At 61.3% G+C, this 21165-nt stretch carries 21 protein-coding genes; 10 read left to right on the top strand and 11 right to left on the bottom strand.

The features are described 5' to 3' along the window. Nucleotides 1–19: 19 nt before the first annotated feature. The 8 genes from M0746_RS13420 to M0746_RS13455 all read right to left on the bottom strand — a co-directional run bounded on the left by M0746_RS13420 (nt 20) and on the right by M0746_RS13455 (nt 7019). Entirely contained in the window at nt 20–277 is a 258-nt protein-coding gene (locus tag M0746_RS13420; RefSeq protein WP_208937732.1) for a hypothetical protein, read from the bottom strand. Then, nucleotides 274–486 (bottom strand): hypothetical protein, encoded by a 213-nt coding sequence (locus M0746_RS13425; protein WP_093102180.1) that lies wholly within the window; start codon nt 484–486, stop codon nt 274–276. The genes M0746_RS13420 and M0746_RS13425 overlap by 4 nt, the downstream gene beginning before the upstream one ends. A 391-nt stretch (nt 487–877) precedes the next feature. Next, on the bottom strand, nt 878–1057 hold the full coding sequence (locus M0746_RS13430; RefSeq protein ID WP_090282941.1) for a hypothetical protein: 180 nt from the start codon (nt 1055–1057) through the stop codon (nt 878–880). 155 nt (nt 1058–1212) lie between these two features. Further along, the gene (locus M0746_RS13435; protein ID WP_258449522.1) at nt 1213–2388 is read right to left on the bottom strand and encodes a lactonase family protein; all 1176 of its coding nucleotides are present in this window, start codon (nt 2386–2388) and stop codon (nt 1213–1215) included. Continuing rightward, complete coding sequence (locus tag M0746_RS13440; RefSeq protein ID WP_208937734.1) at nt 2388–2687, bottom strand: DUF5629 family protein; 300 nt, start codon at nt 2685–2687, stop codon at nt 2388–2390. Before M0746_RS13440 ends, M0746_RS13435 begins: the two co-directional genes overlap by 1 nt. A 267-nt stretch (nt 2688–2954) precedes the next feature. After that, a complete protein-coding gene (locus M0746_RS13445) occupies nt 2955–4535 on the bottom strand; it encodes an aldehyde dehydrogenase (NADP(+)) (RefSeq protein WP_258449523.1) in 1581 nt (526 codons plus the stop codon). A gap of 9 nt (nt 4536–4544) precedes the next feature. Beyond that, nucleotides 4545–5537 carry an AraD1 family protein gene (gene araD1, locus M0746_RS13450; RefSeq protein WP_258449525.1) on the bottom strand — a complete coding sequence of 331 codons (993 nt, stop codon included), beginning with the start codon at nt 5535–5537 and terminating at the stop codon, nt 4545–4547. A 159-nt stretch (nt 5538–5696) separates the two neighbouring features. Next, nucleotides 5697–7019, bottom strand: a complete 1323-nt coding sequence (locus tag M0746_RS13455) for an MFS transporter (protein WP_258449526.1) — start codon at nt 7017–7019, stop codon at nt 5697–5699. A 194-nt stretch (nt 7020–7213) separates the two neighbouring features. Here M0746_RS13455 and M0746_RS13460 point away from each other — a divergent pair, with 194 nt between their 5' ends. Together M0746_RS13460 and M0746_RS13465 are read left to right on the top strand one after the other, a co-directional pair. Then, nucleotides 7214–8950 carry an IlvD/Edd family dehydratase gene (locus tag M0746_RS13460; protein ID WP_258449527.1) on the top strand — a complete coding sequence of 579 codons (1737 nt, stop codon included), beginning with the start codon at nt 7214–7216 and terminating at the stop codon, nt 8948–8950. A gap of 199 nt (nt 8951–9149) precedes the next feature. Then, nucleotides 9150–9869 (top strand): FadR/GntR family transcriptional regulator, encoded by a 720-nt coding sequence (locus M0746_RS13465; RefSeq protein WP_024013185.1) that lies wholly within the window; start codon nt 9150–9152, stop codon nt 9867–9869. A 401-nt stretch (nt 9870–10270) separates the two neighbouring features. Here M0746_RS13465 and M0746_RS13470 read toward each other — a convergent pair whose 3' ends face one another. Both M0746_RS13470 and M0746_RS13475 read right to left on the bottom strand, forming a co-directional pair. Beyond that, on the bottom strand, nt 10271–12655 hold the full coding sequence (locus M0746_RS13470) for an efflux RND transporter permease subunit (RefSeq protein ID WP_258449528.1): 2385 nt from the start codon (nt 12653–12655) through the stop codon (nt 10271–10273). Next, nucleotides 12652–13695: a WD40/YVTN/BNR-like repeat-containing protein gene (locus tag M0746_RS13475; RefSeq protein ID WP_258449529.1), complete on the bottom strand. Its 1044-nt coding sequence runs from the start codon at nt 13693–13695 to the stop codon at nt 12652–12654. The genes M0746_RS13470 and M0746_RS13475 overlap by 4 nt, the downstream gene beginning before the upstream one ends. 462 nt (nt 13696–14157) lie before the next feature. On the opposite strand from M0746_RS13475, the gene M0746_RS13480 reads away from it, so the two are divergent. From M0746_RS13480 to M0746_RS13510, 7 genes are all read left to right on the top strand, one after another. Further along, entirely contained in the window at nt 14158–14748 is a 591-nt protein-coding gene (locus tag M0746_RS13480; protein WP_258449530.1) for an amino acid synthesis family protein, read from the top strand. A 31-nt stretch (nt 14749–14779) separates the two neighbouring features. Then, nucleotides 14780–15613 carry an alpha/beta fold hydrolase gene (locus tag M0746_RS13485; RefSeq protein ID WP_208937741.1) on the top strand — a complete coding sequence of 278 codons (834 nt, stop codon included), beginning with the start codon at nt 14780–14782 and terminating at the stop codon, nt 15611–15613. After that, nucleotides 15610–17091 (top strand): aldehyde dehydrogenase, encoded by a 1482-nt coding sequence (locus tag M0746_RS13490; RefSeq protein WP_258449531.1) that lies wholly within the window; start codon nt 15610–15612, stop codon nt 17089–17091. The genes M0746_RS13485 and M0746_RS13490 overlap by 4 nt, the downstream gene beginning before the upstream one ends. Before the next feature lie 12 nt (nt 17092–17103). Beyond that, the gene (locus M0746_RS13495; RefSeq protein ID WP_258449532.1) at nt 17104–17589 is read left to right on the top strand and encodes a flavin reductase family protein; all 486 of its coding nucleotides are present in this window, start codon (nt 17104–17106) and stop codon (nt 17587–17589) included. A gap of 131 nt (nt 17590–17720) precedes the next feature. Further along, nucleotides 17721–18110: a carboxymuconolactone decarboxylase family protein gene (locus tag M0746_RS13500; RefSeq protein ID WP_090282929.1), complete on the top strand. Its 390-nt coding sequence runs from the start codon at nt 17721–17723 to the stop codon at nt 18108–18110. Nucleotides 18111–18168: 58 nt separating this feature from the next. After that, nucleotides 18169–18921, top strand: coding sequence for a GntR family transcriptional regulator (locus M0746_RS13505; RefSeq protein WP_090282928.1), 753 nt, complete (start codon nt 18169–18171; stop codon nt 18919–18921). A 1-nt stretch (nt 18922) separates the two neighbouring features. After that, nucleotides 18923–19486: an NUDIX hydrolase gene (locus M0746_RS13510; RefSeq protein ID WP_258449533.1), complete on the top strand. Its 564-nt coding sequence runs from the start codon at nt 18923–18925 to the stop codon at nt 19484–19486. Between the two features lie 124 nt (nt 19487–19610). On the opposite strand, the gene M0746_RS13515 is transcribed toward M0746_RS13510, so the two are convergent. Next, the gene (locus M0746_RS13515) at nt 19611–19907 is read right to left on the bottom strand and encodes a DUF1330 domain-containing protein (RefSeq protein WP_208937743.1); all 297 of its coding nucleotides are present in this window, start codon (nt 19905–19907) and stop codon (nt 19611–19613) included. Between the two features lie 68 nt (nt 19908–19975). On the opposite strand from M0746_RS13515, the gene ribBA reads away from it, so the two are divergent. Beyond that, nucleotides 19976–21085, top strand: a complete 1110-nt coding sequence (gene ribBA, locus M0746_RS13520; protein WP_258449534.1) for a bifunctional 3,4-dihydroxy-2-butanone-4-phosphate synthase/GTP cyclohydrolase II — start codon at nt 19976–19978, stop codon at nt 21083–21085. Nucleotides 21086–21165: the final 80 nt, after the last annotated feature.

Below are 21165 nucleotides of genomic sequence, written 5' to 3' on the forward strand. Positions count from 1 at the left end.
CATGCTCAGCGCGGCTCGATCAGGCCAGCACCTGGCACATGCCCAGCGCCATGCAATCGACTTCGAACGGACCGAGGAAGTCCACTGCGATCTTGGCCGGAGGATTGCCGGCCATCAGCCCCAGCGTGTTGGCGCGTTCGATGTTGTGAGCGATGCTGTGATTGACCTCTATGGCCCGGGCCAGCGCGCCGACGGAGCCTTGGCCGATGCCTAATAACGAAGTGCCGTTGGTGAAGAACGCCAGACCGGCGATCACCCAGAGTCTGTAGCCTTTCATGCGCCGCCGACTCCTGCGAGTTCGGCCCGGTCGACCATCACGCTCTGCGAGCGCACTTCGAACTGGACACCGGGATGGGCGACGTCGATGGGCGCGTCGAAGTTGTGTTCCATCTGCGAGGCGATGCTGACGAACAGCACCACGGCCAGGTACACACCAATGGCCAGGTAGGCGCCGCGTTTGGCGGAGTGAAGGATTGCGCTGGCCATGGTGTTCTCCCGTAGGCAGGTTTCGATGCCCACAGAATCAATCAAAAAAGCCGTCGCAACCACTCAGGGTTTGCCATAGTAAACATCAGCTTCGTTGATTATTTACCCGCTCTATTTGTCAGCAAGAGCAAAGCTATGAGCGCAGAAAGCTGAGTACTGATCGTTCCCACGCTCTGCGTTTTTTACGGATCGTTCCCACGCTCTGCGTGGGAATGCCTCTAGGGACGCTCCGCGTTCCATGGGACGCGGAGCGTCCCCGGCTGCATTCCCACGCAGAGCGTGGGAACGATCGATCATGGCTACTTGTTGAGCGCGCAAAAAGGGCCGTCGAAGGCTGCGATCTTTGACGTAAATCGCAGCCTTCGACAGCCCTTTTCAGGTGACGGGAATTTCAGGCCTGGGTTTTGTGATCCAGCGCGGCGTAGAAGTTAGCGCTTTGTTGCAGGTATTTCTGGGTGTAGCTCTGGGTATGGGATTTTTTCTCGGCGATTTCGACGTTGGCACCGGCAGGCAGTACCACGGTGGCGGAAATGGCGGAGGCGGCAATAACGGAGAAGAGATTGAAGTTCATGGCGGTAACCCTCGTGTTCGTTTGCTTGGTTTGCCCGGTCGGGCTGTGAAACAAACGTAACGCTGCAGGGTTGCCGCTTGAAATCTTTTGTAGCATTAGCCGTTATCAGCGTAATTAATACAAAGACGCAGGCCCCGTAGAACGGGGCCTGTGGCTTATTGTCGCACTAGAAACTTCAAGTCGCTGGGCGCGTCGATCGGCAGTTTCTGCACGGTTTTGCCGAGCAGGCCGGTCTTGCCATCGCGCTCGACGACGACAATCTCGTTGCTCTTCTGGTTGGCGATCAGCACAAATTTCCCACTCGGATCGAGGGCGAATTCACGCGGATGGTCGCCTTCCACCGAGCGCTTTTGCAGTTCTTTCAACTGACCGCTGGCCGCATCGATGGCAAACACCACCAGTTGATTGGCAGTGCCACGGTTGCTGACGTAGAGAAACTTGCCATCCGCCGAGGCATGCAACGCGGCGCCGGCCTTGTCCGAGGTCGGCTGATCGGCGGCGAGATCGACCAGTTGCGTCTGGGTAAGGACGCCATCCTTGTAGTCGAACACCGCGACCTGCGCGCTCATTTCCATGGTCAGCCAGGCGTGCTTGCCATCGGCGCTGAACAACAGATGGCGCGGGCCGCTGCCGGCCGGTAACGCCACCGACGGCGTCTTCGCAGGCGTCAGCGGCAGGTGCGGATTGGCTTTCGGGTCGAATTGATAGATGAAGATCTTGTCCGCGCCCAGATCGTTGGAGAACACGTAGCGGCCATCCGGCGAGGACACCGTCGAATGCACATGGTTGGACGCCTGACGCTCAGGATTGACCCCGCTGGCCGGGTGCGCGCTCATCTGCACCACCGGCTGCAACTTGCCGTCGGCACCGACCGGCAGCACCGCCAGGGTGCCGCCCGGATCTTCCACCACTGAATAGTTGCTGACGAACAAGTGGCTGGCGTCAGCGCTGAGGCTGGAATGGGTTGGCTCGTTGCCCAGGCTCTGCACCTGATTGATCAGGCTCAAGGCGTGGGTTTTCGGATCGATGGCGAAGCTGCTGACGCGGCCGACCGGGTCCTGCTGGCCCGGACCGTTTTCGTTGACCACAAACAGGCGCTTCTGATCCCTGGACAGGGTCAGCCACGACGGGTTTTCCGTTTTGACCACTTGCAGCGGCTTGGCGGCGATCTGCCCGGTGGCGCTGTCGAAATTCATCCGGTAAATGCCTTCGCTGCTGCCGGCGGTGTACGAGCCGACCAGTAACTGGAAGTTTTCCGCGTAGGCGCTGGAAAAGCCCATCGCGCCGACGCTGCCGGCCATCAGCAGCGGCCAGAAATTACGCATCTTCATTATTGTTCATCCTCATCGTCGCTGCTGCTGACTACATCGCCGAGGCAGACCAGGCGGTGTTCACCCGTGGTCTTGGTGTCGCTGGCGTAACCGATGATCAGCCAGCTCTGCAGCTCGTCATCGAAGGTTGCAGCCTCGACTTGTGCCGGGGTGAATTCCCAATGTTTGGCCGTACGACCATCGATGCATTCGATGTGCAGGTTGTCGTCCTCGTCGAGAGCGAATTCGAAGGCGTGCAGGCCGTCGATTTCGACCATACCGCAGTGTTCGAGGGCGTTGAGAAGGGTTTGGGCAGTCATGGCAAACAGTCTTTCTTTGGGGGAAAGGGCCAATGATAGCTTAATGTCGCACCGAGCCCCCTTGTAGGAGTGAGCCTGCTCGCGATTGCAGTGGTCAGGCCGTGAAAGGCTGTTGATCGTTCCCACGCTCTGCGTGGGAATGCCTCTAGGGACGCTCCGCGTTCCACTGGGACGCAGAGCGTCCCGGGCTGCATTCCCACGCGGAGCGTGGGAACGATCAATAGCTCACCGCTATCGCGGGCCGGCTCACTCCTGCAGGGGTGGGCTTTAGATCGCCTCACGCGATGGCTTGCCATCCACCAGTCGTTGAATGCGCAGCGGGTTGGCGTTCTTCAGCGGCTCGGGCAGCAAGCTGTCCGGGTAGTTCTGGAAGCACACCGGGCGCAGGAAACGGTCGATCGCCAGCGTGCCCACCGAGGTGCCGCGCGCATCGGACGTCGCCGGATACGGCCCGCCGTGAACCATCGAATCGCAGACCTCGACACCGGTCGGATAACCGTTGAGCAGGATGCGCCCGACTTTCTGTTCGAGCAGCGGCGTCAGTTCGGCGAACTGTTCGAAGTCGGCCGGCTCGCCGATGATCGTCGCGGTGAGTTGCCCGTGCAGGCCGTGCAGCGCCGCGCTGAGTTGCGCCTGATCGGCGACTTCAACGATCACCGTGGTCGGGCCGAACACTTCTTCCTGCAGCACTTCATCGCCGTTGATCAACAGGCTGACATCCGCTTTGAACAGCTGCGGTTGCGCCTGATTGCCCTGCTGCGGATTACCGGCCAGATGTTCGATGCCGCTATGTGCCAAGAGCTTTTCCAGGCCTTTGCCATAGCTGCCGAGGGTGCCGGCGTTGAGCATTGTTTGCGCCGGCTGATCGCCGATCGCTGCAGCGACCTGCTGCACGAACGCGCTGAACTGCGGCGAGCGGATGCCGATGACCAGGCCCGGGTTGGTGCAGAACTGACCGCAGCCCTGGACCACCGACGCGGTGAGATCGCGGGCGACGGTTTCCGAACGTGTCGCCAGCGCTTGCGGCAGCACGATCACCGGGTTGATGCTCGACATTTCGGCGAACACTGGAATCGGTTGCGGACGCGCCGCAGCCATGTCGCACAGAGCACGGCCGCCCTTGAGCGAACCGGTGAAACCGACGGCCTGAATCGCCGGGTGCTTGACCAGCCACTCGCCGACGCCACCGCCGTAGATCATGTTGAACACGCCGGCAGGCATGCCGGTTTTTTCCGCTGCGCGAATGATCGCGTCAGCAACCAGCTCCGCGGTGGCCATGTGGCCGCTGTGGGCCTTGAAGACTACCGGGCAACCGGCGGCCAGCGCCGCTGCGGTGTCGCCGCCGGCGGTGGAGAATGCCAGCGGGAAGTTGCTCGCGCCGAACACCGCGACCGGGCCGAGGCCGATGCGATATTGACGCAGGTCCGGGCGTGGCAATGGCTGACGGTCGGGCAATGCCTGATCGATGCGTGCGCCATAGAAATCACCGCGACGCAGGACCTTGGCAAACAGACGCATCTGCCCGCTGGTGCGACCGCGTTCGCCCTGAATGCGCCCGGCCGGCAGTGCGGTTTCGCGGCAGACCACGGCGACGAAGTCATCGCCGAGGGCGTCCAGTTCATCGCCAATCGCGTCGAGAAACTGTGCACGGCGTTCAGCGCTAAGGCTGCGATAGGCCGGGTATGCGGCGGCGGCAGCCTTGGCGGCGGCGTCGACTTCTTCGGCAGTGGCCTGGATGAAGTTGTGCGGCAGTGCTTCGCCGGTGCTGGCGTCGACCGATTGCAGTTTGACGCTGCCAGCGGCGCTGCGCTGACCGCCAATGTAGTTGTGACCGAGAATCTGAGTCATGGGATCTCCTTAAAGGGTGCCAATGCTGTCGGGGGCAAACACTGCGTCGATCGGCACGATACCATTGACCAGCGGTGCGCCGAACTCAGCCTGACTGATTTCAAACACGTCGCCCGGTTGGGTACGAATGCCGTCGGCGAACGACAGCGTCGCGGTGCCGAAGAAATGAATGTGCACGTCGCCCGGACGCAGGAACTGCCGGTATTTGAAGTGGTGATACTCGAGGTTCGCCAGGCTGTGGCACATGTTGGCCTCGCCGCTGAGGAACTCGTTCTGCCACAGCACTTCACCGTCACGCAGGATGCGACTGGCGCCTGCTAGGTGTTGAGGCAATTCACCGGTGCGAAGTTCCGGACCGTAACTGCAACTGCGCAATTTCGAATGCGCCAGGTACAGGTAATTCTTGCGCTCCATGACGTGATCGGAGAACTCGTTGCCCACCGCAAAGCCGAGGCGATACGGCTTGCCGTCGTGACCGATCACGTAGAGGCCGGCCATTTCCGGCTCCTCGCCAGCGTCTTCGGCGAACGGTGGCAACGGGAATGGCTGGCCCGGGCGCACGACGATGCTGCCGTCACCCTTGTAGAACCATTCCGGTTGTACGCCGGCCTGCCCCGCTGCCGGTTTGCCTCCCTCCAGACCCCATTTGAAAATGCGCATGGTGTCGGTCATGGCCGCTTCGTCGCCGGCCTGCTGGTGCATTTTGTCCCGCGCCGAGGCGCTGCCCAAGTGGGTCAGGCCGGTGCCGCTGACCAGCATGTGCGCCGGGTCCGGGTGATCGAGTGGCGGCAGGATGCGCAGCTCGGCGAGCAGTTCGGCGTAATCGTGATCGACGCCGAAGCCGAGGGTTTGTACGTGCTGTTCCAGCGAGTGGCCGGCTTCGATGGCGGCCAGCGCCAGATCGCGCACGCTGCGCGCGCCCTGCACTTCACGCACCCGCGCCGTGTCGACCACGCCCACGCGGCGCTCGCCGTTGGTTAATTCGAATTGAACCAGATGCATACGTTCTCTCCTTTAGTCAAAATGCCGCAACACTGCAAATCCCTGTGGGAGCTGGCTTGCCAGCGATAGCGATCTGTCAGACACATCAATGTCGGATAGGCCGCCGTCATCGCTGGCAAGCCAGCTCCCACAGGGTCGGTGGTGAATCATCGTCCGGGGTCAGGTGCGGGTCGCACCGCGCGCACTCGCAGCAAACTGGTCAACCGGCAGCACATGCTTGCGCTCCAGCACGCGGTAAACGATGCCGGTCAGAATCAGCCCGAACACCATTACGCCCGAGAGGAAGTACAACCCCGAAGCCAGATTGCCGGTGTATTCCTTCAACGCGCCGATCACGAACGGACCGATGTACCCGCCCAGATTGCCCACCGAGTTGATCAGCGCGATCCCCGCCGCGGCACTTGCACCGGCAAAGAACCGCCCCGGCAAGGTCCAGAACACCGCCGTGCACGAGAACAACGCAAAAGCGACCAGACACAACGCCGCCAGTTGTGCTACCGGCATCGACAGCCACGCGCTCATGAACAGACCGATAGCGCCCAGCACATACAAAACCGCGAGGTGCCCGTAGCGATCATTCAAACGGTCCGAACTGCGCGGGATGATCAGCAGGCCAATGATGCCGAAGATGTACGGCACCGAGGACACGAAGCCGGTGACCAGATCGCTGCCGCCAAACTGCTTGATCAGCGTCGGCAGCCACAGGCCGAGGCCGTAAATGCTCAGGGTCACTGGCAGGTAGAACAGCGCCAGCAGCAACACGCGCTTGTCTTTGAGCGCATGCAGCGGATTGCCGTGACGGGTCTGGCCGTATTCCTGCAGATCCTTGTTCAATTCGCCGGTCAGCCAGTCTTTCTCAGACTGATCCATCCATTTCACTTGCTGCGGGCCGTCCGGCAGCCAGCGCAGCACCGGCCAGGTCAGCAGAATCGCCGGAGTGCCGATGACGATGAACAGCCACTGCCAGCCGTGCAGGCCGAGGATGCCGTCCATGCCGAGCAAGCCACCGGACACGGGACCGGTGATCATCATCGCGATCGGTTGCGAGAGGATGAACAGGCCGAGGATCTTGCCGCGATGGCGCACCGGGAACCATTGGGTGATGTAGTACAGCACGCCCGGAAAGAAGCCCGCCTCGGCCGCGCCGAGCAGAAAGCGCATCACATAGAAGCTGTGCGGCCCCTGAACGAAAGCCATGCCGATGGTGATCGCGCCCCAGGTGATCATGATCCGCGCAAACCAGCGCCGCGCGCCAAAGCGTTCGAGCATCAGATTGCTGGGAATTTCAAGCAGGAAGTAACCAATGAAGAACGGCCCGGCGCCCAGGCCATAAGCCGCGTCGCCAATGCCGATGTCGGCGCCCATGTGCAGCTTGGCGAAGCCGACGGCGGAGCGATCCACATAGGCGATCAGGTACAGCAGGATCAGGAAGGGAATCAGTTTCAGTGTGATGCGCCGGATAAGCCGCAATTCCTGGCTCATGAGATCGGTCTCCGATTGTTGTTTTTATAGAACCTCGGGGGACGCCTCTCGCGGTAAAGCCGCCAGGGCCATCACTCCGTCGAAAACGACTATATAGTAATACTAATTACGCAACAACACTTCCAAAGCGGCGAATTTGCGCTTATGTTAGGCCATCGCTGGAACACTATAGTCATACAATAAGAGAATCGATCATGGCTGATAAGAAACCCACCCTGCGCTCCGCCCAATGGTTTGGCACGGCCGACAAGAACGGCTTCATGTACCGCAGCTGGATGAAGAATCAGGGCATCGCCGACCACCAGTTTCACGGCAAGCCAATCATCGGCATCTGCAACACCTGGTCGGAGCTGACGCCGTGCAACGCGCACTTCCGCCAGATCGCCGAACACGTCAAACGCGGCGTGATCGAGGCCGGTGGTTTTCCAGTGGAATTTCCAGTGTTCTCTAACGGCGAATCGAACCTGCGCCCGACCGCCATGCTCACCCGCAACCTGGCGAGCATGGACGTTGAAGAAGCGATTCGCGGCAACCCGATCGACGGCGTGGTGCTGCTGACCGGTTGCGACAAGACCACCCCGGCGCTGCTGATGGGCGCGGCCAGTTGCGACGTGCCGGCGATCGTTGTCACCGGCGGGCCGATGCTCAACGGCAAGCACAAGGGCAAGGACATTGGCTCGGGCACGGTGGTCTGGCAGCTCAGCGAACAGGTCAAGGCCGGCACCATTACCATCGACGATTTCCTCGCGGCCGAAGGCGGCATGTCGCGCTCGGCAGGCACCTGCAACACCATGGGCACCGCGTCGACCATGGCCTGCATGGCCGAAGCACTGGGCACTTCCCTGCCCCATAACGCAGCGATCCCGGCAGTGGATGCGCGCCGTTACGTGCTGGCGCACATGTCCGGCATGCGTGCCGTGGAAATGGTGCGTGAAGACCTGAAACTGTCGAAGATCCTCACCAAGGAAGCCTTCGAAAACGCCATTCGCGTCAACGCCGCCATCGGTGGTTCGACCAACGCTGTAATTCACTTGAAAGCCATCGCCGGGCGTATTGGCGTCGAACTCGATCTGGACGACTGGACGCGCATCGGTCGCGGCATGCCGACCATCGTCGACCTGCAGCCGTCCGGGCGCTTCCTGATGGAAGAGTTCTATTACGCCGGTGGCTTGCCAGCGGTGCTGCGTCGTCTCGGCGAAGCCAATCTGATCCCGAATCCGCACGCGCTGACCGTCAACGGCAAGTCGATCGGCGAGAACACCAAGGACGCGCCGATCTACGGCGAGGACGAAGTGATCCGCACGCTGGACAATCCGATCCGCGCCGACGGCGGTATCTGCGTACTGCGCGGCAACCTCGCGCCGCTGGGTGCGGTGCTCAAGCCGTCCGCCGCCACTGCTGAACTGATGCAGCATCGCGGCCGCGCCGTGGTGTTCGAGAACTTCGACATGTACAAGGCACGGATCAACGATCCGGAGCTGGACGTCGATAAAGACTCGATTCTGGTCATGAAGAACTGCGGGCCGAAGGGTTATCCGGGCATGGCCGAAGTCGGCAACATGGGCTTGCCGGCCAAGCTGTTGGCGCAAGGTGTGACCGACATGGTGCGCATTTCCGATGCGCGGATGAGCGGCACCGCCTACGGCACGGTGGTCTTGCACGTCGCGCCGGAAGCGGCGGCCGGCGGGCCTTTGGCGACGGTGAAGGAAGGCGACTGGATCGAACTCGACTGCGCCAGCGGGCGTCTGCATCTGGACATTTCCGATGCCGAACTGGCCGCGCGCATGGCCGACCTGCAGCCACCACAGCAATTGGTGGTGGGTGGTTATCGTCAGCTGTACATCGACCATGTGCTACAGGCGGATCAGGGTTGCGACTTTGACTTCCTGGTCGGCTGCCGTGGTGCTGAAGTACCGCGCCACTCGCACTAACAGCCCCCACCGATCGTTCCCACGCTCCGCGTGGGAATGCCTCAAGGGACGCTCCGCGTTCCAGCTCGCAAATGGGACGCAGAGCGTCCCGGGCTGCATTTCCGCGCGGAGCGTGGGAACGATCATTGCCCGACTCAAGATTGCGCCGTGCCTGCTATGATGCGCGGCATCTCCATCGCTCAGGATCGCGCCACTCCCCATGGATTACCGCAAACCCTCCGACCGTAAAAGCATGCACTCGCGCATCGTCCAGGAACTGGGCATGCAGATCGTCTCCGGACGCTTTTTGCCCGACGACAAACTGCCCGCCGAAGCCCTGCTCTGCGAGGAGTACGCGGTCAGCCGGCCGGTGTTGCGCGAAGCCACGCGGGTGCTGGTGGCCAAGGGGCTGGTGTACTCCAAACCGCGGGTCGGCACGGTGGTCAAGGCGCGCCGCGAATGGCACATGCTCGACCCGGACGTGCTGCACTGGCTTATGCAGAGCAGCCCGCAGAATGAATTCTTCAACGTGCTGACCAGCGTGCGCAGCATCATCGAACCCGCCGCCGCCGCCCTCGCCGCTCAGCACGCCACCGATGCCGACATTGCCGCCATCAATGAAGCGTATCAACGCATGGAAGCGGCGCCGACGCCGGAAGCCTTGTTGCAGCCGGACCTGGATTTCCACAGCCGGATTGCCGACGCGACGCACAATGATTTGCTGGCGAATCTGTGCAACATGTTGGCGGTGGCGATTGCCGAGGCGCTGAAGCATTCCAATCAACGGCCGAATCTGCATGAATTGGCGTTGCCTCGGCACAAGGCGATTCTGACTGCCATTGAAAACCGCGATGCACTGGGTGCAAGGCATGCGACGCTGGTGCAGCTGGATGATGCGCGGAGTGCGCTGAGTGTTGTGCTTGGCGCTGAGCTTTCTTAAGGCTTCAGACCGCCTGCCCTCACCCTAGCCCTCTCCCAGAGGTAGAGGGGACCGACCGAGTCGTGTTTCGTCATACGTCGACCTGAATCACCGAGTCGATTATGGATTCACAGCAAAGCGCTCAGGTCGCTGCAAATCTCCAATATCCCCAATCAGTCCCCTCTCCCCTCCCAGAGGTAGAGAGGACCGACCGAGTTGTGTTTCGTCATACGTCGACCTGAATAACCGAGTCGATTATGGATTCACAGCAGAGCGCTCAGGTCGCTGCAAATCTCCAATATCCCCCAATCAGTCCCCTCTCCCTCCGGGAGAGGGTTAGGGTGAGGGGCTGTTGATCTTGATCCTGATTCACAAAAAAAGCCGCAACCCCCAAAGGTTGCGGCTTTGTCATTTCAGCCAGATCAGTGAGCGAACAACGAATTCCCCTTCTGCCCCGCCAGTTTCTCCGGCTTGATCAGGAACTTCGCCAGCGCCGGCAGCAGCCACAGTGCGCCAAACATGTTCCACAACAACATGAACGTCAGCATCAGCCCCATGTCAGCCTGGAACTTGATCGCCGAGAAGATCCAGGTGCACACGCCGATTGCCAGACACAAGCCGGTGAACAGCACGGCTTTACCGGTCGACTTCAGGGTCTGGTAATAGGCTTCCTGCAACGGCAGCCCGGCACGCAGGAAACTTTCCAGACGGCTGTAGATGTAGATGCCATAGTCCACGCCAATCCCCACCCCCAGCGCCACCACCGGCAACGTCGCGACTTTGACGCCGATGCCCATGAACGCCATCAGCGCGTTGCCGAGGACCGAGGTCAGCACCAGCGGCAGGACGATGCACAGGGTTGCCGCCCACGAGCGGAAGGTGATCATGCACATCACCGCGACGCAGATGTACACCAGAATCAGGATGGTCAGTTCAGCCTGTTTGATGACTTCGTTGGTCGCCGCTTCGATCCCGGCGTTACCGGCGGCGAGGATGAACTCCAGGCCGTCCTTGTTGTTTTCCTTGGCGAATTCCTGCACCGCGCTCACTGCACGATCAAGGGTTTCCGCCTTGTGATCGTTGAGGAACACCAGCACTGGCGCCAGTGAGCAACTGTTGTTGTACAAACCATCGGCGCGGGCGATCGAGTTGTTCAGCACGTCCGGGTTGCGCGACAGGGTTTCCCATTTCAGGTTGCCCTCGTTCATGCCCTTGATCATCTGCTTGGACACGGTCACCAGCGAGATCGCCGACTGCACGCCCTCGGTGTTCTGCATCTTCCACATCAACTGATCGATTGGCGCCATGGCTTCGTAGCGCGAGCAGCCTTCGGCCTTGGTCTTGACCATCACCACCAGCACGTCGGAACTGGTTGAGTAGTTGCTGATGATGAAGTTGTTGTCCTTGTTATAGCGCGAGTCCGGGCGCAGTTCCGGCGCGCCCTGGTCGAGGTCGCCGATTTTCAGGTTCTGGCTGTACCAGAGGCCGCCGCCGAAAGCGATCAGCGCCAGCACCACCGAGATGCGTGCGACTTTCGGATTGGCGAAGTTCGACAGCAGGCGCCAGAACGGATGTTCGCGGTTCGCGTCTTTCTTGCTCTTGGCGATTGCGCGCTTGCTGATGCCGACATAGGAAATCGCCACCGGCAGCAGGATCAGGTTGGTGAAGACGATCACCGCCACGCCGATGGACGCACCGATCGCCAGTTCACGGATCACGCCGATGTCGATGATCAGCAGCGTAATGAAGCCCACCGCATCGGCGAGAATCGCGATCATCCCCGGCAGGAACAACTGCCGGAAGGTGCGCCGTGCAGCCGTCAGCGCGTTATCGGCCTCGCTGGATTGCAGGGCGATACCGTTGATTTTCTGCACGCCGTGGGAAATGCCGATGGCGAAGATCAGGAACGGCACCAGCATCGAATACGGATCGAGGCCGAATCCGAAGAAGTGCATCAAGCCGAGCTGCCAGACCACCGCGACCAGCGTCGTACTCAGCACTGCGATGGTGCTGCGCACGCAGTTGGTGAACCACAGCAGCAGGATCAGGGTGATGACGAACGCGACGCCGAAGAACAGCACCACCATCACCAGACCATCGATCAGGTCGCCGACCTTCTTGGCGAAACCGACGATGTGGATCTTGACGTTGGGGTTCTGCGCTTCGAACTTGTTGCGGATCTTGTCTTCGAGTTCATGGGAAAACTTGCGATAGTCCAGCGCCAGCAACTTGCCCTGATCCTGCGGATCGGGATACGACTCGAGCAGCGGTATGTCGACGATGCTCGACTTGAAATCGTTGGCCACCAGGCGCCCGACCTGGCCGGACTTGAGCACGTTGTTGCGCAGCAGATCGAGGCTGTCCTGCGAGCCGTTGTAGCTCTGCGGGATCACTTCACCGCCGGCGAAGCCTTCTTCGGTCACTTCGGTCCAGCGTACGCTCGGGCTCCACAGCGACTTCAGCCCGGAGCGGTCAACGCCGGAGATGTAGAACACCTCGTCGTTGATCTGCCGCAGGGTCTCCATGTACTCCTTGGAGAAGATGTCGCCGTCAGTGGCTTCCACCGAGATACGCACGGTGTTGCCGAGGTTCGCCAGATCGTTGCGGTGCTCCATCATCTTTTCGATGAAGGGATGCTGCAGCGGGATCATTTTTTCGAAACTGGTCGACGGCCGGATCAGCGTGGCCTGCCAGAACAGGAAAATGCTCACCACCAGACAGATCAGAATCACGGCCGGGCGGTTATTGAAAATCAGGCGTTCGAGAACCGTCGCCTTTTCCTGCTGGGGAGTGATCAAGGAAGTCATAGGCCCGCCTTCTTGTTATTGGTCTCGGCACCGTTTGGCTGAGTGAGGTGTACACCGCCCTGCCCGCTCAGAATCAGATTGCCGTCGCCGGCAGCAGCGACTGACGACAGCGAGATGCGATCCGGGCGGTTGAACACGCTGAAGGTTTCGCCATTATCGCTGCTGCTGATCACCGAACCGCCGTTGCCGACGATGACGATCGAGCCGTCTGCGAGCAGCGTGCCGCCGGACAGACCGAACTCCAGCGCACCGCGCCCGGCCTTCAATTCGACCTGCTCCCAGTTGCTGCCGAAATCGGTGGAGCGGTAGAGATTGCCGCGCAAGCCGTAGGCCAGCAGGGTCTGCGCTTGCGCCGTGCCGATCACGCCGAACAGCGAACCTTCGTACGGGCCTTCGAGTTTTTCCCAGGTCTGGCCGTCATCTGCGGAGCGGAACATGCTGCCCGACTCGCCGACGATGAACAGCCCGGCGTCTTTCACGGCAGCGATGGCGTTGAGGTGGAACTGGTCTTCGTTGTCGAGGCGGTCGCTGACGTCTTGCCAGTCCTTGCCGCCGTCGGTGGTTTCCAGCAGCGTGCCGTAGGCGCCCACGGCAAAGCCGCTGTTGGCGTCCTTGAACCAGACGTCGAGCAGCGGCGATTCACGTTTGAGGTCTTCGAATTGCTTGGTCCAGGTCAGACCGCCGTCTGCGCTGGCGAGGATCTGTGCATCATGGCCGACCGCCCAGCCGTGCTGGTCGTCGACGAAATACACCGCAGTGAGCAGTTGCCGGGTCGGCACTTTGGCCTGGGTCCAGGTTTTGCCCTGGTCATCGGAATAAAGAATGTGCCCACGGTCACCGACCGCGACCAGGCGTGTGCCGGCATGGACCACATCGAGAATCAGGCTTTTCGCGGCCTTCGCCGATTCAGTGGCATACACCACATCGGCAGGTGCCTCGGCGGCAATCACTGGCGTCGAGAGGGTGGCAAAACCCAGCAGAGAGAGTGCTGTGACCAGCAACGCGGTGTTGCGCAACGCCGGCGGGCGGCAACGACTCATAGACCTTCCCCTATTTATTATTGTTGGGCCATCAGGCCTTCAAGGGCGCCGCAAGGGTGCTGCGATGATGGCTGATCAGAAGCATAGTCCTGAAACCCGCCATCCAGAGCCCCTTCGGAAGCTGGCTCATCCTATCGGGCTTTGGAAACGTCTGACAATCGGCGCCACGTTATCTTTTGTTAACCGAAAGCGGCCCTCTGTAACGAAGCGAATTCCCTGTGGGAGCGAGCCTGCTCGCGAAGGCGGTGTAACAGTCACCCTTTCCATTGGCTGACACACCGCTTTCGCGAGCAGGCTCGCTCCCACAGGGTTTAGAGGTGGTATTGAGATTTGTGGTTGTCAGTGAATGCAGCGCCATTCGCCGGATGGATGAAACGAATCTTGCCAAGGGGACTTGCGCGATTGGTATTATGGTATACCATCAGACGCACAGACACTCTCAATCCCCCTACGGAGCAGCTCATGAGTTTCGAAATCCGCAAGATCGTCAGCTATGTCGAAGAAACCTTTATCGAAGGCGGCAAAGCCACCGACAAGCCTGTGACCATGGTTGGCCTCGCCGTGGTGATGAAGAACCCTTGGGTGGGCAACGGTTTTGTCGAAGACCTCAAGCCGCAGATCCGCGCCAACTGCTCCGACCTCGGCGCGCTGATGGTCGAGCGTCTGGTCGGCATCATCGGTGGTGCGCAGAAGATCGAGGCCTACGGCAAAGCCGCGGTGGTCGGCGCTGACGGCGAGATCGAACACGCCTCCGCCGTGATCCACACCCTGCGCTTCGGCAACCACTACCGCGAAGCGGTCAACGCCAAGAGCTACCTGAGCTTCACCAACAAGCGCGGCGGCCCGGGCACCTCGATCCAGATCCCGATGATGCACAAGGACGACGAAGGTCAGCGTTCGCACTACATCACCCTGGAAATGCAGATCGAAGACGCCCCGCGTGCCGACGAAATCGTCGTGGTGCTGGGCTGCGCTGACGGCGGCCGTTTGCACCCGCGCATCGGCAACCGCTACATCGATCTGGAAGAACTGGCCGCCGAAAAAGCCCAGTAATCACAATAAAAAGGCATTGCAGGAGCGCTCCATGATTCGGCTCACCGCTGAACTCACCCCGGCTGGCACCAGTTACCTGGCGACCGGCCAAGGCCAGCCCGTGGTTTTGATCCACGGCGTGGGCCTGAACAAAGAAATGTGGGGCGGCCAGATCGTTGGCCTGTCCAGCGACTATCAGGTGATCGCCTACGACATGCTCGGCCACGGCGCCAGTCCGCGGCCGGCCAGCGGCACCGACCTGCTCGGTTACGCCGATCAGTTGCTCGAGCTGCTCGATCACCTGAACCTGCCGCAGGCCGCAGTGATCGGCTTCTCCATGGGCGGGCTGGTGGCGCGGGCGTTCGCCCTGCACTACCCAGAGCGCCTGCAAAGCCTGGTGGTGCTCAACAGCGTGTTCAACCGCAGCGAAGAACAGCGCGCCGGCGTCATCGCACGCACCGCGCAGGCCGCCGAGCATGGCCCGGACGCCAACGCCGAAGCGGCGCTGTCACGCTGGTTCAGCCGTGAATATCAGGCGGCCAACCCGGCGCAGATCGCCGCGTTGCGCCAGACCCTGGCCAACAACGATCCGCAGGGCTACCTGACCACCTACGAACTGTTCGCCACCCAAGACATGTACCGCGCCGACGACCTCGGCACGATCACCGCACCGACCTTGATCGCCACTGGCGAACTCGACCCCGGTTCGACTCCGGAAATGGCCGAGCAACTGGCCCGGCGCATTCCTGGTGCGAAGGTTGCCGTGCTGCCCGAGCAACGGCATATGATGCCGGTAGAGTCGCCGCGTCTGGTCAACCAGACCTTGCTGCAATTTCTGCAATTCGCACACTCCCGACAAAACCATATAAAGGGGATCGTTGCATGACACTCGCACGCTTCCAGATGTGCATCGGCGGAGCATGGGTCGACGCCCTCTCCGGCAAGACCTTCGAAAGCCTCAACCCGGCCTCGGCGCAAGCCTGGGCCGAACTGCCCGATGCCGATGAAGCCGACGTTGAACGCGCCGTGCAAGCCGCGCAAACGGCGTTCGACAGCCCGGCCTGGCGTGGCCTGACCGCCACCGCACGGGGCAAGCTGTTGCGCCGTCTCGGCGACCTGATCGCCGAAAACAAGGAGCAACTGGCGCAGCTGGAAAGCCGCGACAACGGCAAACTGATCCGCGAAACCCGTGGTCAGGTTGGCTATCTGCCGGAGTTCTTCCACTACACCGCGGGCCTCGCCGACAAGCTTGAAGGCGGCACCCTGCCGCTGGACAAGCCCGACCTGTTTGCCTACACCGTGCACGAAGCGATGGGTGTGGTCGCGGCGATCATTCCGTGGAACAGCCCGCTGTACCTGACCGCAATCAAACTGGCCCCGGCGCTCGCCGCCGGCAACACCATTGTGATCAAGCCGTCCGAACACGCCTCGGCAACGATTCTGGAACTGGCGCGGCTGGCCCTCGAAGCCGGAATTCCGCCGGGCGTGGTCAACGTCGTCACCGGCTACGGCCCGAGCACCGGCGCCGCCCTCACCCGCCATCCGCTGATCCGCAAGATCGCCTTCACCGGCGGCGCGGCGACGGCCCGGCACGTGGTGCGCAGCAGCGCCGAGAACTTCGCCAAGCTGTCGCTGGAACTGGGCGGCAAGTCGCCGAACATCATCTTCGCCGACGCCGATCTGGACAGTGCGATCAACGGCGCGATTGCCGGCATCTACGCAGCGTCCGGACAGAGTTGCGTATCCGGTTCGCGCTTGCTGGTGCAGGACGAAATCTACGACGAGTTCGTCAACCGCCTGGTCGAACGCGCCCAGCGCATCCGCATCGGCAATCCGCAGGAAGACCACAGCGAGATGGGCCCGATGGCCACCGCGCAGCAATTGGCAGTGGTCGAAGGTCTGGTCGCCGATGCCATCGCTGAAGGCGCGCGCCTGCGCACCGGCGGCAAGCGGCCGACGGATGTCGGCGAAGGCTGGTTCTACGAGCCGACGCTGTTCGAGTGCGACCGCAACTCGATGAAGATCATGCAGGAAGAAGTCTTCGGTCCGGTGGCGTCGGTGATTCGTTTCAAGGATGAAGCCGAAGCGCTGGCGATCGCCAACGACTCGCAGTTCGGCCTCGCCGCCGGCATCTGGACCCGCGACCTGGGCCGCGCCCATCGGCTGGCGCGCGATGTGCGCTCGGGGATTATCTGGGTCAACACTTACCGCGCGGTGTCGGCGATGGCGCCGATCGGCGGCTTCAAGAACAGTGGCTATGGACGCGAAAGCGGCATCGATTCGGTGCTGGCCTACACCGAACTGAAAACGGTGTGGATCAACCTTTCCCAGGCGCCAATGCCTGATCCGTTTGTGATGCGCTAGGAGTCCTGCGAAATGATCGAACCCGGCATTTACAAAGACGTCATGAGCTCGTTCCCGTCCGGCGTCACGGTGGTAACGACGCTGGACCCGGACGGCGGCATCGTCGGCATCACCGCCAGCGCCTTCAGCGCGCTGTCGATCGACCCGGCGCTGGTGCTGTTCTGCCCCAACTACGCTTCCGATACCTATCCGGTGCTGCGCGACAGCAAGAAGTTCGCCATTCACTTGCTCTCTGCCGAACAGACCGCCGAAGCCTATGCGTTCGCCGGCAAGGGCAAGGACAAGGCCAAAGACATCGAGTGGCACCTGAGCGATCTGGGCAACCCGATCCTCGCCAAGGCCACGGCGATCATCGAGTGCGAGTTGTGGCGGGAATACGACGGCGGCGATCACGCGATCATTGTTGGCGCAGTGAAGCACCTGATCCTGCCCGAGCAACCGGTGACGCCGATGATTTACCACAAGGGCAAGCTGGGTGCGTTGCCGACCCTGACTTGAGCTAACAGCGCAAAACCCTGTGGGAGCTGGCTTGCCAGCGATGGCGTCAGATCAGTCAATATTGATCTCGACTGTGATGCCGTCATCGCTGGCAAGCCAGCTCCCACAGGGATCGAGGTGAGGCAAAGAATATGAGTAACGAAAAGTACCAAAAAGGCCTGCAGATCCGCACCCAGGTATTGGGCGAAGCCTATGTGCAGCGCTCGATCGACAACGCCGATGACTTCACCCGTCCGCTGCAGGAAATGGTCACCGAGTACTGCTGGGGCCATGTCTGGGGGCGTGAGGGGTTGTCGCTCAAGGAGCGCAGCATGATCAACCTGGCGATGATCTCGGCGCTCAACCGTCCGCACGAACTCAAGCTGCATGTGCGTGGCGCCTTGCGTAACGGCCTGAGTCGTGAGCAAATACGCGAAATTCTGCTTCAGGTCGGCATTTATTGCGGCGTTCCGGCAGCCGTGGACAGTTTCCGGCTGGCCCGTGAAGCCTTTGCCGAAGCCGACGCCGAGGCCTCCAGTTAACCCCTCGGCTGTTTTGATGCCCGTCTGGCATGGACAGCCAAGCTCAAGAGCGGACCCCATGAAACGCCAGCCACTCGACGACAGCTTCAAGGTCAATCGCAACCCCGTTACCCTGCGCGAAATCGTGCTGGACAAACTGCGTAGCGCGATCATGAATTTCCAGCTCATGCCAGGCGATCGTCTGGTCGAGCGCGACCTGTGTGATCGCCTCGGTGTCAGCCGTACCTCGGTGCGCGAAGCGCTGCGTCATCTTGAATCCGAAGGTCTGGTCGAATTCGCCGACGCCAAAGGCCCGCGCGTGGCGATCATCACCCTCGCCGATGCCGTCGATATCTACGAACTGCGCTGCGTGCTCGAAGGCCTGATCGTTCAGCTGTTTACCCTGCGTGCCAAGGCAAAGGACATCAAAGCCCTGGAAAAAGCCCTCGACGACAACCGCAAGGCGTTGAAGGACGGCGAGCTGCAACAGGTGATCGACTCGGTGCAGGGCTTCTACGACGTGCTGCTCGAAGGTTCGGGCAACCATGTCGCCGCCACCCAACTGCGTCAGTTGCAGGCGCGTATCAGCTATTTGCGCGCGACCTCGGTGTCGCAGGAAAACCGTCGCGGCGCGAGTAATCACGAAATGGAAAAAATGGTCGCTGCGATCAAGAGCGGCGATCCGCTGGCGGCGCATCAGGCCTGTGTCGATCACGTCCGCGCGGCGGCGGCCGTGGCCCTTGACTACCTCAAGCGCAAGCAGGAAGAAACTGGCGCGACGCCAGCGATCACCCTGCCGATCGCGCTGAAAGAACCGCGTATAGGTCACTGATATGTTCAGCCCGAGCTATTGCCCGAAATGCGGTGGCCCTGACCTCGGTCAGCAGATACCGGTGGGCGATACGCACGAGCGCCTGATGTGCCGCGGCTGCGGCTACATCCATTACGTCAATCCGAAGATCATCGCCGGCTGCATCATCGAGCAGGACGGCAAATACCTCTTGTGCCAACGGGCGATCCCGCCGCGCCCGGGCACCTGGACGCTGCCGGCCGGTTTCATGGAAAGCTTTGAGACCACTGAGCAGGCGGCGTTGCGCGAAGTCTGGGAAGAAAGCGGCGTGCGCGCCGAGATCGTCTCGCCGTATTCGATTTTCAGCGTGCCGAAGATCAGCGAGGTGTACATCATCTTCCGCGCCATCGCCCTGGAGATTACCGGGCAGTACGGGCCAGAGACGCTGGACTACAAGTTCTTCGCCCCTGAAGACATCCCCTGGGAGCAGATCTACTACCCGGCGATCCGGCAGATTCTCGAGCGCTATATCGAAGAGCGTCAGGCGGGGGTTTACGGGATTTACATGGGCAATGACGACAGCGGCAAAATCCACTTCATGCGCTGAGTTCTGATCGTTCCCACGCTCCGCGTGGGAATGCCTCTACGGACGCTCCGCGTTCGCCTCTGGATGGGACGCAGAGCGTCCCGGGCTGCATTCCTTTGCTGCGCGTGGGAACGATCAATGCGGCTTAGATCGGGGCAAAGGCCTCAACGATAATGATCTCCGCCCTCGCCCAGTCCTCGCGATAACTTTTCGCTTCCTGATACGCCGCCGAGCGGTAGCACGCCACGGCTTGCTCATAGCTTTCGAACTCGATGATCACCGTGCGTTGCGGCGTTTCGCGCCCTTCCATCGCCTCGCTGCGTCCGCCTCTGGCGAGAAATACGCCGCCGAACGCGGCAATCGCCTGCGGCGTGCGCTGGGTGTATTGGCTGTAGTGTTCGGCATCGGCTATATCCACATGAGCAATCCAGTACGCCTTCATAGTGACCTCTTTGTTGATTTTGTATTATGGTATACCAATATATTTCCAACGAACCCTGAGAGTCCAGCATGGCCTTCAACAGCATCGAAGAAATCATCGACGATTATCGCCTCGGCAAAATGGTTTTGCTGGTCGATGACGAAGACCGCGAAAACGAAGGCGACCTGTTGCTGGCCGCCGACCGCTGCACGCCCGAGGCGATCAGCTTCATGGCCCGCGAAGCGCGCGGGCTGATCTGCCTGACCCTGACCGATGAACATTGCCAGCGTTTGGGCCTGGAGCAAATGGTCCCGAGCAATGGCAGCGTGTTCAGCACCGCGTTTACTGTCTCCATTGAGGCCGCCATCGGCGTGACCACCGGAATTTCGGCCGCCGATCGCGCCTGCACCGTTGCCGCCGCCGTCGCACCGAATGCTCGCGCCGAAGATCTGGTGCAGCCCGGCCACATCTTTCCGCTGCGCGCCAAGGAAGGTGGCGTGCTGACCCGCGCCGGCCACACCGAAGCCGGTTGCGACCTGGCGCGGCTGGCCGGTTTCACTCCAGCCTCGGTGATCGTCGAAGTGATGAACGACGACGGCACCATGGCCCGACGTCCGGATCTGGAACTGTTTGCACGCAAGCACGGGATCAAGATCGGCACCATCGCCGACCTGATCCACTATCGCCTGAGCACCGAGCACACCATCGAACGGATCGGTGAACGTGAATTGCCGACGGTACACGGCACCTTCCGCTTGATCACCTTTGAAGACCGCATCGAGGGCGGCGTGCACATGGCGATGGTCATGGGCGATCTGCGCCGCGACGAACCGACCCTGGTGCGCGTACATGTGATCGATCCGCTGCGCGATCTGGTCGGCGCCGAGTACAGCGGGCCGAAGAACTGGACGCTGTGGGCGGCGCTGCAACGGGTGGCGGCCGAAGGTCACGGGGTGGTCGTGGTGCTGGCCAACCATGAGTCGTCACAGGCCTTGCTCGAGCGGGTGCCGCAACTGACCCAGCCACCGCGACAGTTCAGCCGCTCGCAGTCGCGAATTTATTCGGAGGTCGGCACCGGGGCGCAGATTCTGCAGAACCTTGGGGTGGGCAAGCTGCGGCATCTGGGGCCGCCGCTGAAGTATGCGGGGTTGACCGGGTATGACCTTGAGGTGGTCGAGAGTATTCCGTTCACCGAATAGCCCACAGCAACCACATTTCCCTGTGGGAGCGAGCCTGCTCGCGAAGGCGCCCTGTCAGTCGACATCAATGTTGCATGAAC

The sequence above is a fragment of the Pseudomonas sp. S11P7 genome (genome assembly GCF_023195435.1).
GTDB lineage: Bacteria > Pseudomonadota > Gammaproteobacteria > Pseudomonadales > Pseudomonadaceae > Aquipseudomonas > Aquipseudomonas fluorescens_G.

Coding starts and splice junctions, on each gene's coding strand:
- M0746_RS13420 (WP_208937732.1), bottom strand. CDS start 277: ATGAAAGGCTACAGACTCTGGGTGATCGCCGGTCTGGCGTTCTTCACC.
- M0746_RS13425 (WP_093102180.1), bottom strand. CDS start 486: ATGGCCAGCGCAATCCTTCACTCCGCCAAACGCGGCGCCTACCTGGCC.
- M0746_RS13430 (WP_090282941.1), bottom strand. CDS start 1,057: ATGAACTTCAATCTCTTCTCCGTTATTGCCGCCTCCGCCATTTCCGCC.
- M0746_RS13435 (WP_258449522.1), bottom strand. CDS start 2,388: ATGAAGATGCGTAATTTCTGGCCGCTGCTGATGGCCGGCAGCGTCGGC.
- M0746_RS13440 (WP_208937734.1), bottom strand. CDS start 2,687: ATGACTGCCCAAACCCTTCTCAACGCCCTCGAACACTGCGGTATGGTC.
- M0746_RS13445 (WP_258449523.1), bottom strand. CDS start 4,535: ATGACTCAGATTCTCGGTCACAACTACATTGGCGGTCAGCGCAGCGCC.
- araD1 (WP_258449525.1), bottom strand. CDS start 5,537: ATGCATCTGGTTCAATTCGAATTAACCAACGGCGAGCGCCGCGTGGGC.
- M0746_RS13455 (WP_258449526.1), bottom strand. CDS start 7,019: ATGAGCCAGGAATTGCGGCTTATCCGGCGCATCACACTGAAACTGATT.
- M0746_RS13460 (WP_258449527.1), top strand. CDS start 7,214: ATGGCTGATAAGAAACCCACCCTGCGCTCCGCCCAATGGTTTGGCACG.
- M0746_RS13465 (WP_024013185.1), top strand. CDS start 9,150: ATGGATTACCGCAAACCCTCCGACCGTAAAAGCATGCACTCGCGCATC.
- M0746_RS13470 (WP_258449528.1), bottom strand. CDS start 12,655: ATGACTTCCTTGATCACTCCCCAGCAGGAAAAGGCGACGGTTCTCGAA.
- M0746_RS13475 (WP_258449529.1), bottom strand. CDS start 13,695: ATGAGTCGTTGCCGCCCGCCGGCGTTGCGCAACACCGCGTTGCTGGTC.
- M0746_RS13480 (WP_258449530.1), top strand. CDS start 14,158: ATGAGTTTCGAAATCCGCAAGATCGTCAGCTATGTCGAAGAAACCTTT.
- M0746_RS13485 (WP_208937741.1), top strand. CDS start 14,780: ATGATTCGGCTCACCGCTGAACTCACCCCGGCTGGCACCAGTTACCTG.
- M0746_RS13490 (WP_258449531.1), top strand. CDS start 15,610: ATGACACTCGCACGCTTCCAGATGTGCATCGGCGGAGCATGGGTCGAC.
- M0746_RS13495 (WP_258449532.1), top strand. CDS start 17,104: ATGATCGAACCCGGCATTTACAAAGACGTCATGAGCTCGTTCCCGTCC.
- M0746_RS13500 (WP_090282929.1), top strand. CDS start 17,721: ATGAGTAACGAAAAGTACCAAAAAGGCCTGCAGATCCGCACCCAGGTA.
- M0746_RS13505 (WP_090282928.1), top strand. CDS start 18,169: ATGAAACGCCAGCCACTCGACGACAGCTTCAAGGTCAATCGCAACCCC.
- M0746_RS13510 (WP_258449533.1), top strand. CDS start 18,923: ATGTTCAGCCCGAGCTATTGCCCGAAATGCGGTGGCCCTGACCTCGGT.
- M0746_RS13515 (WP_208937743.1), bottom strand. CDS start 19,907: ATGAAGGCGTACTGGATTGCTCATGTGGATATAGCCGATGCCGAACAC.
- ribBA (WP_258449534.1), top strand. CDS start 19,976: ATGGCCTTCAACAGCATCGAAGAAATCATCGACGATTATCGCCTCGGC.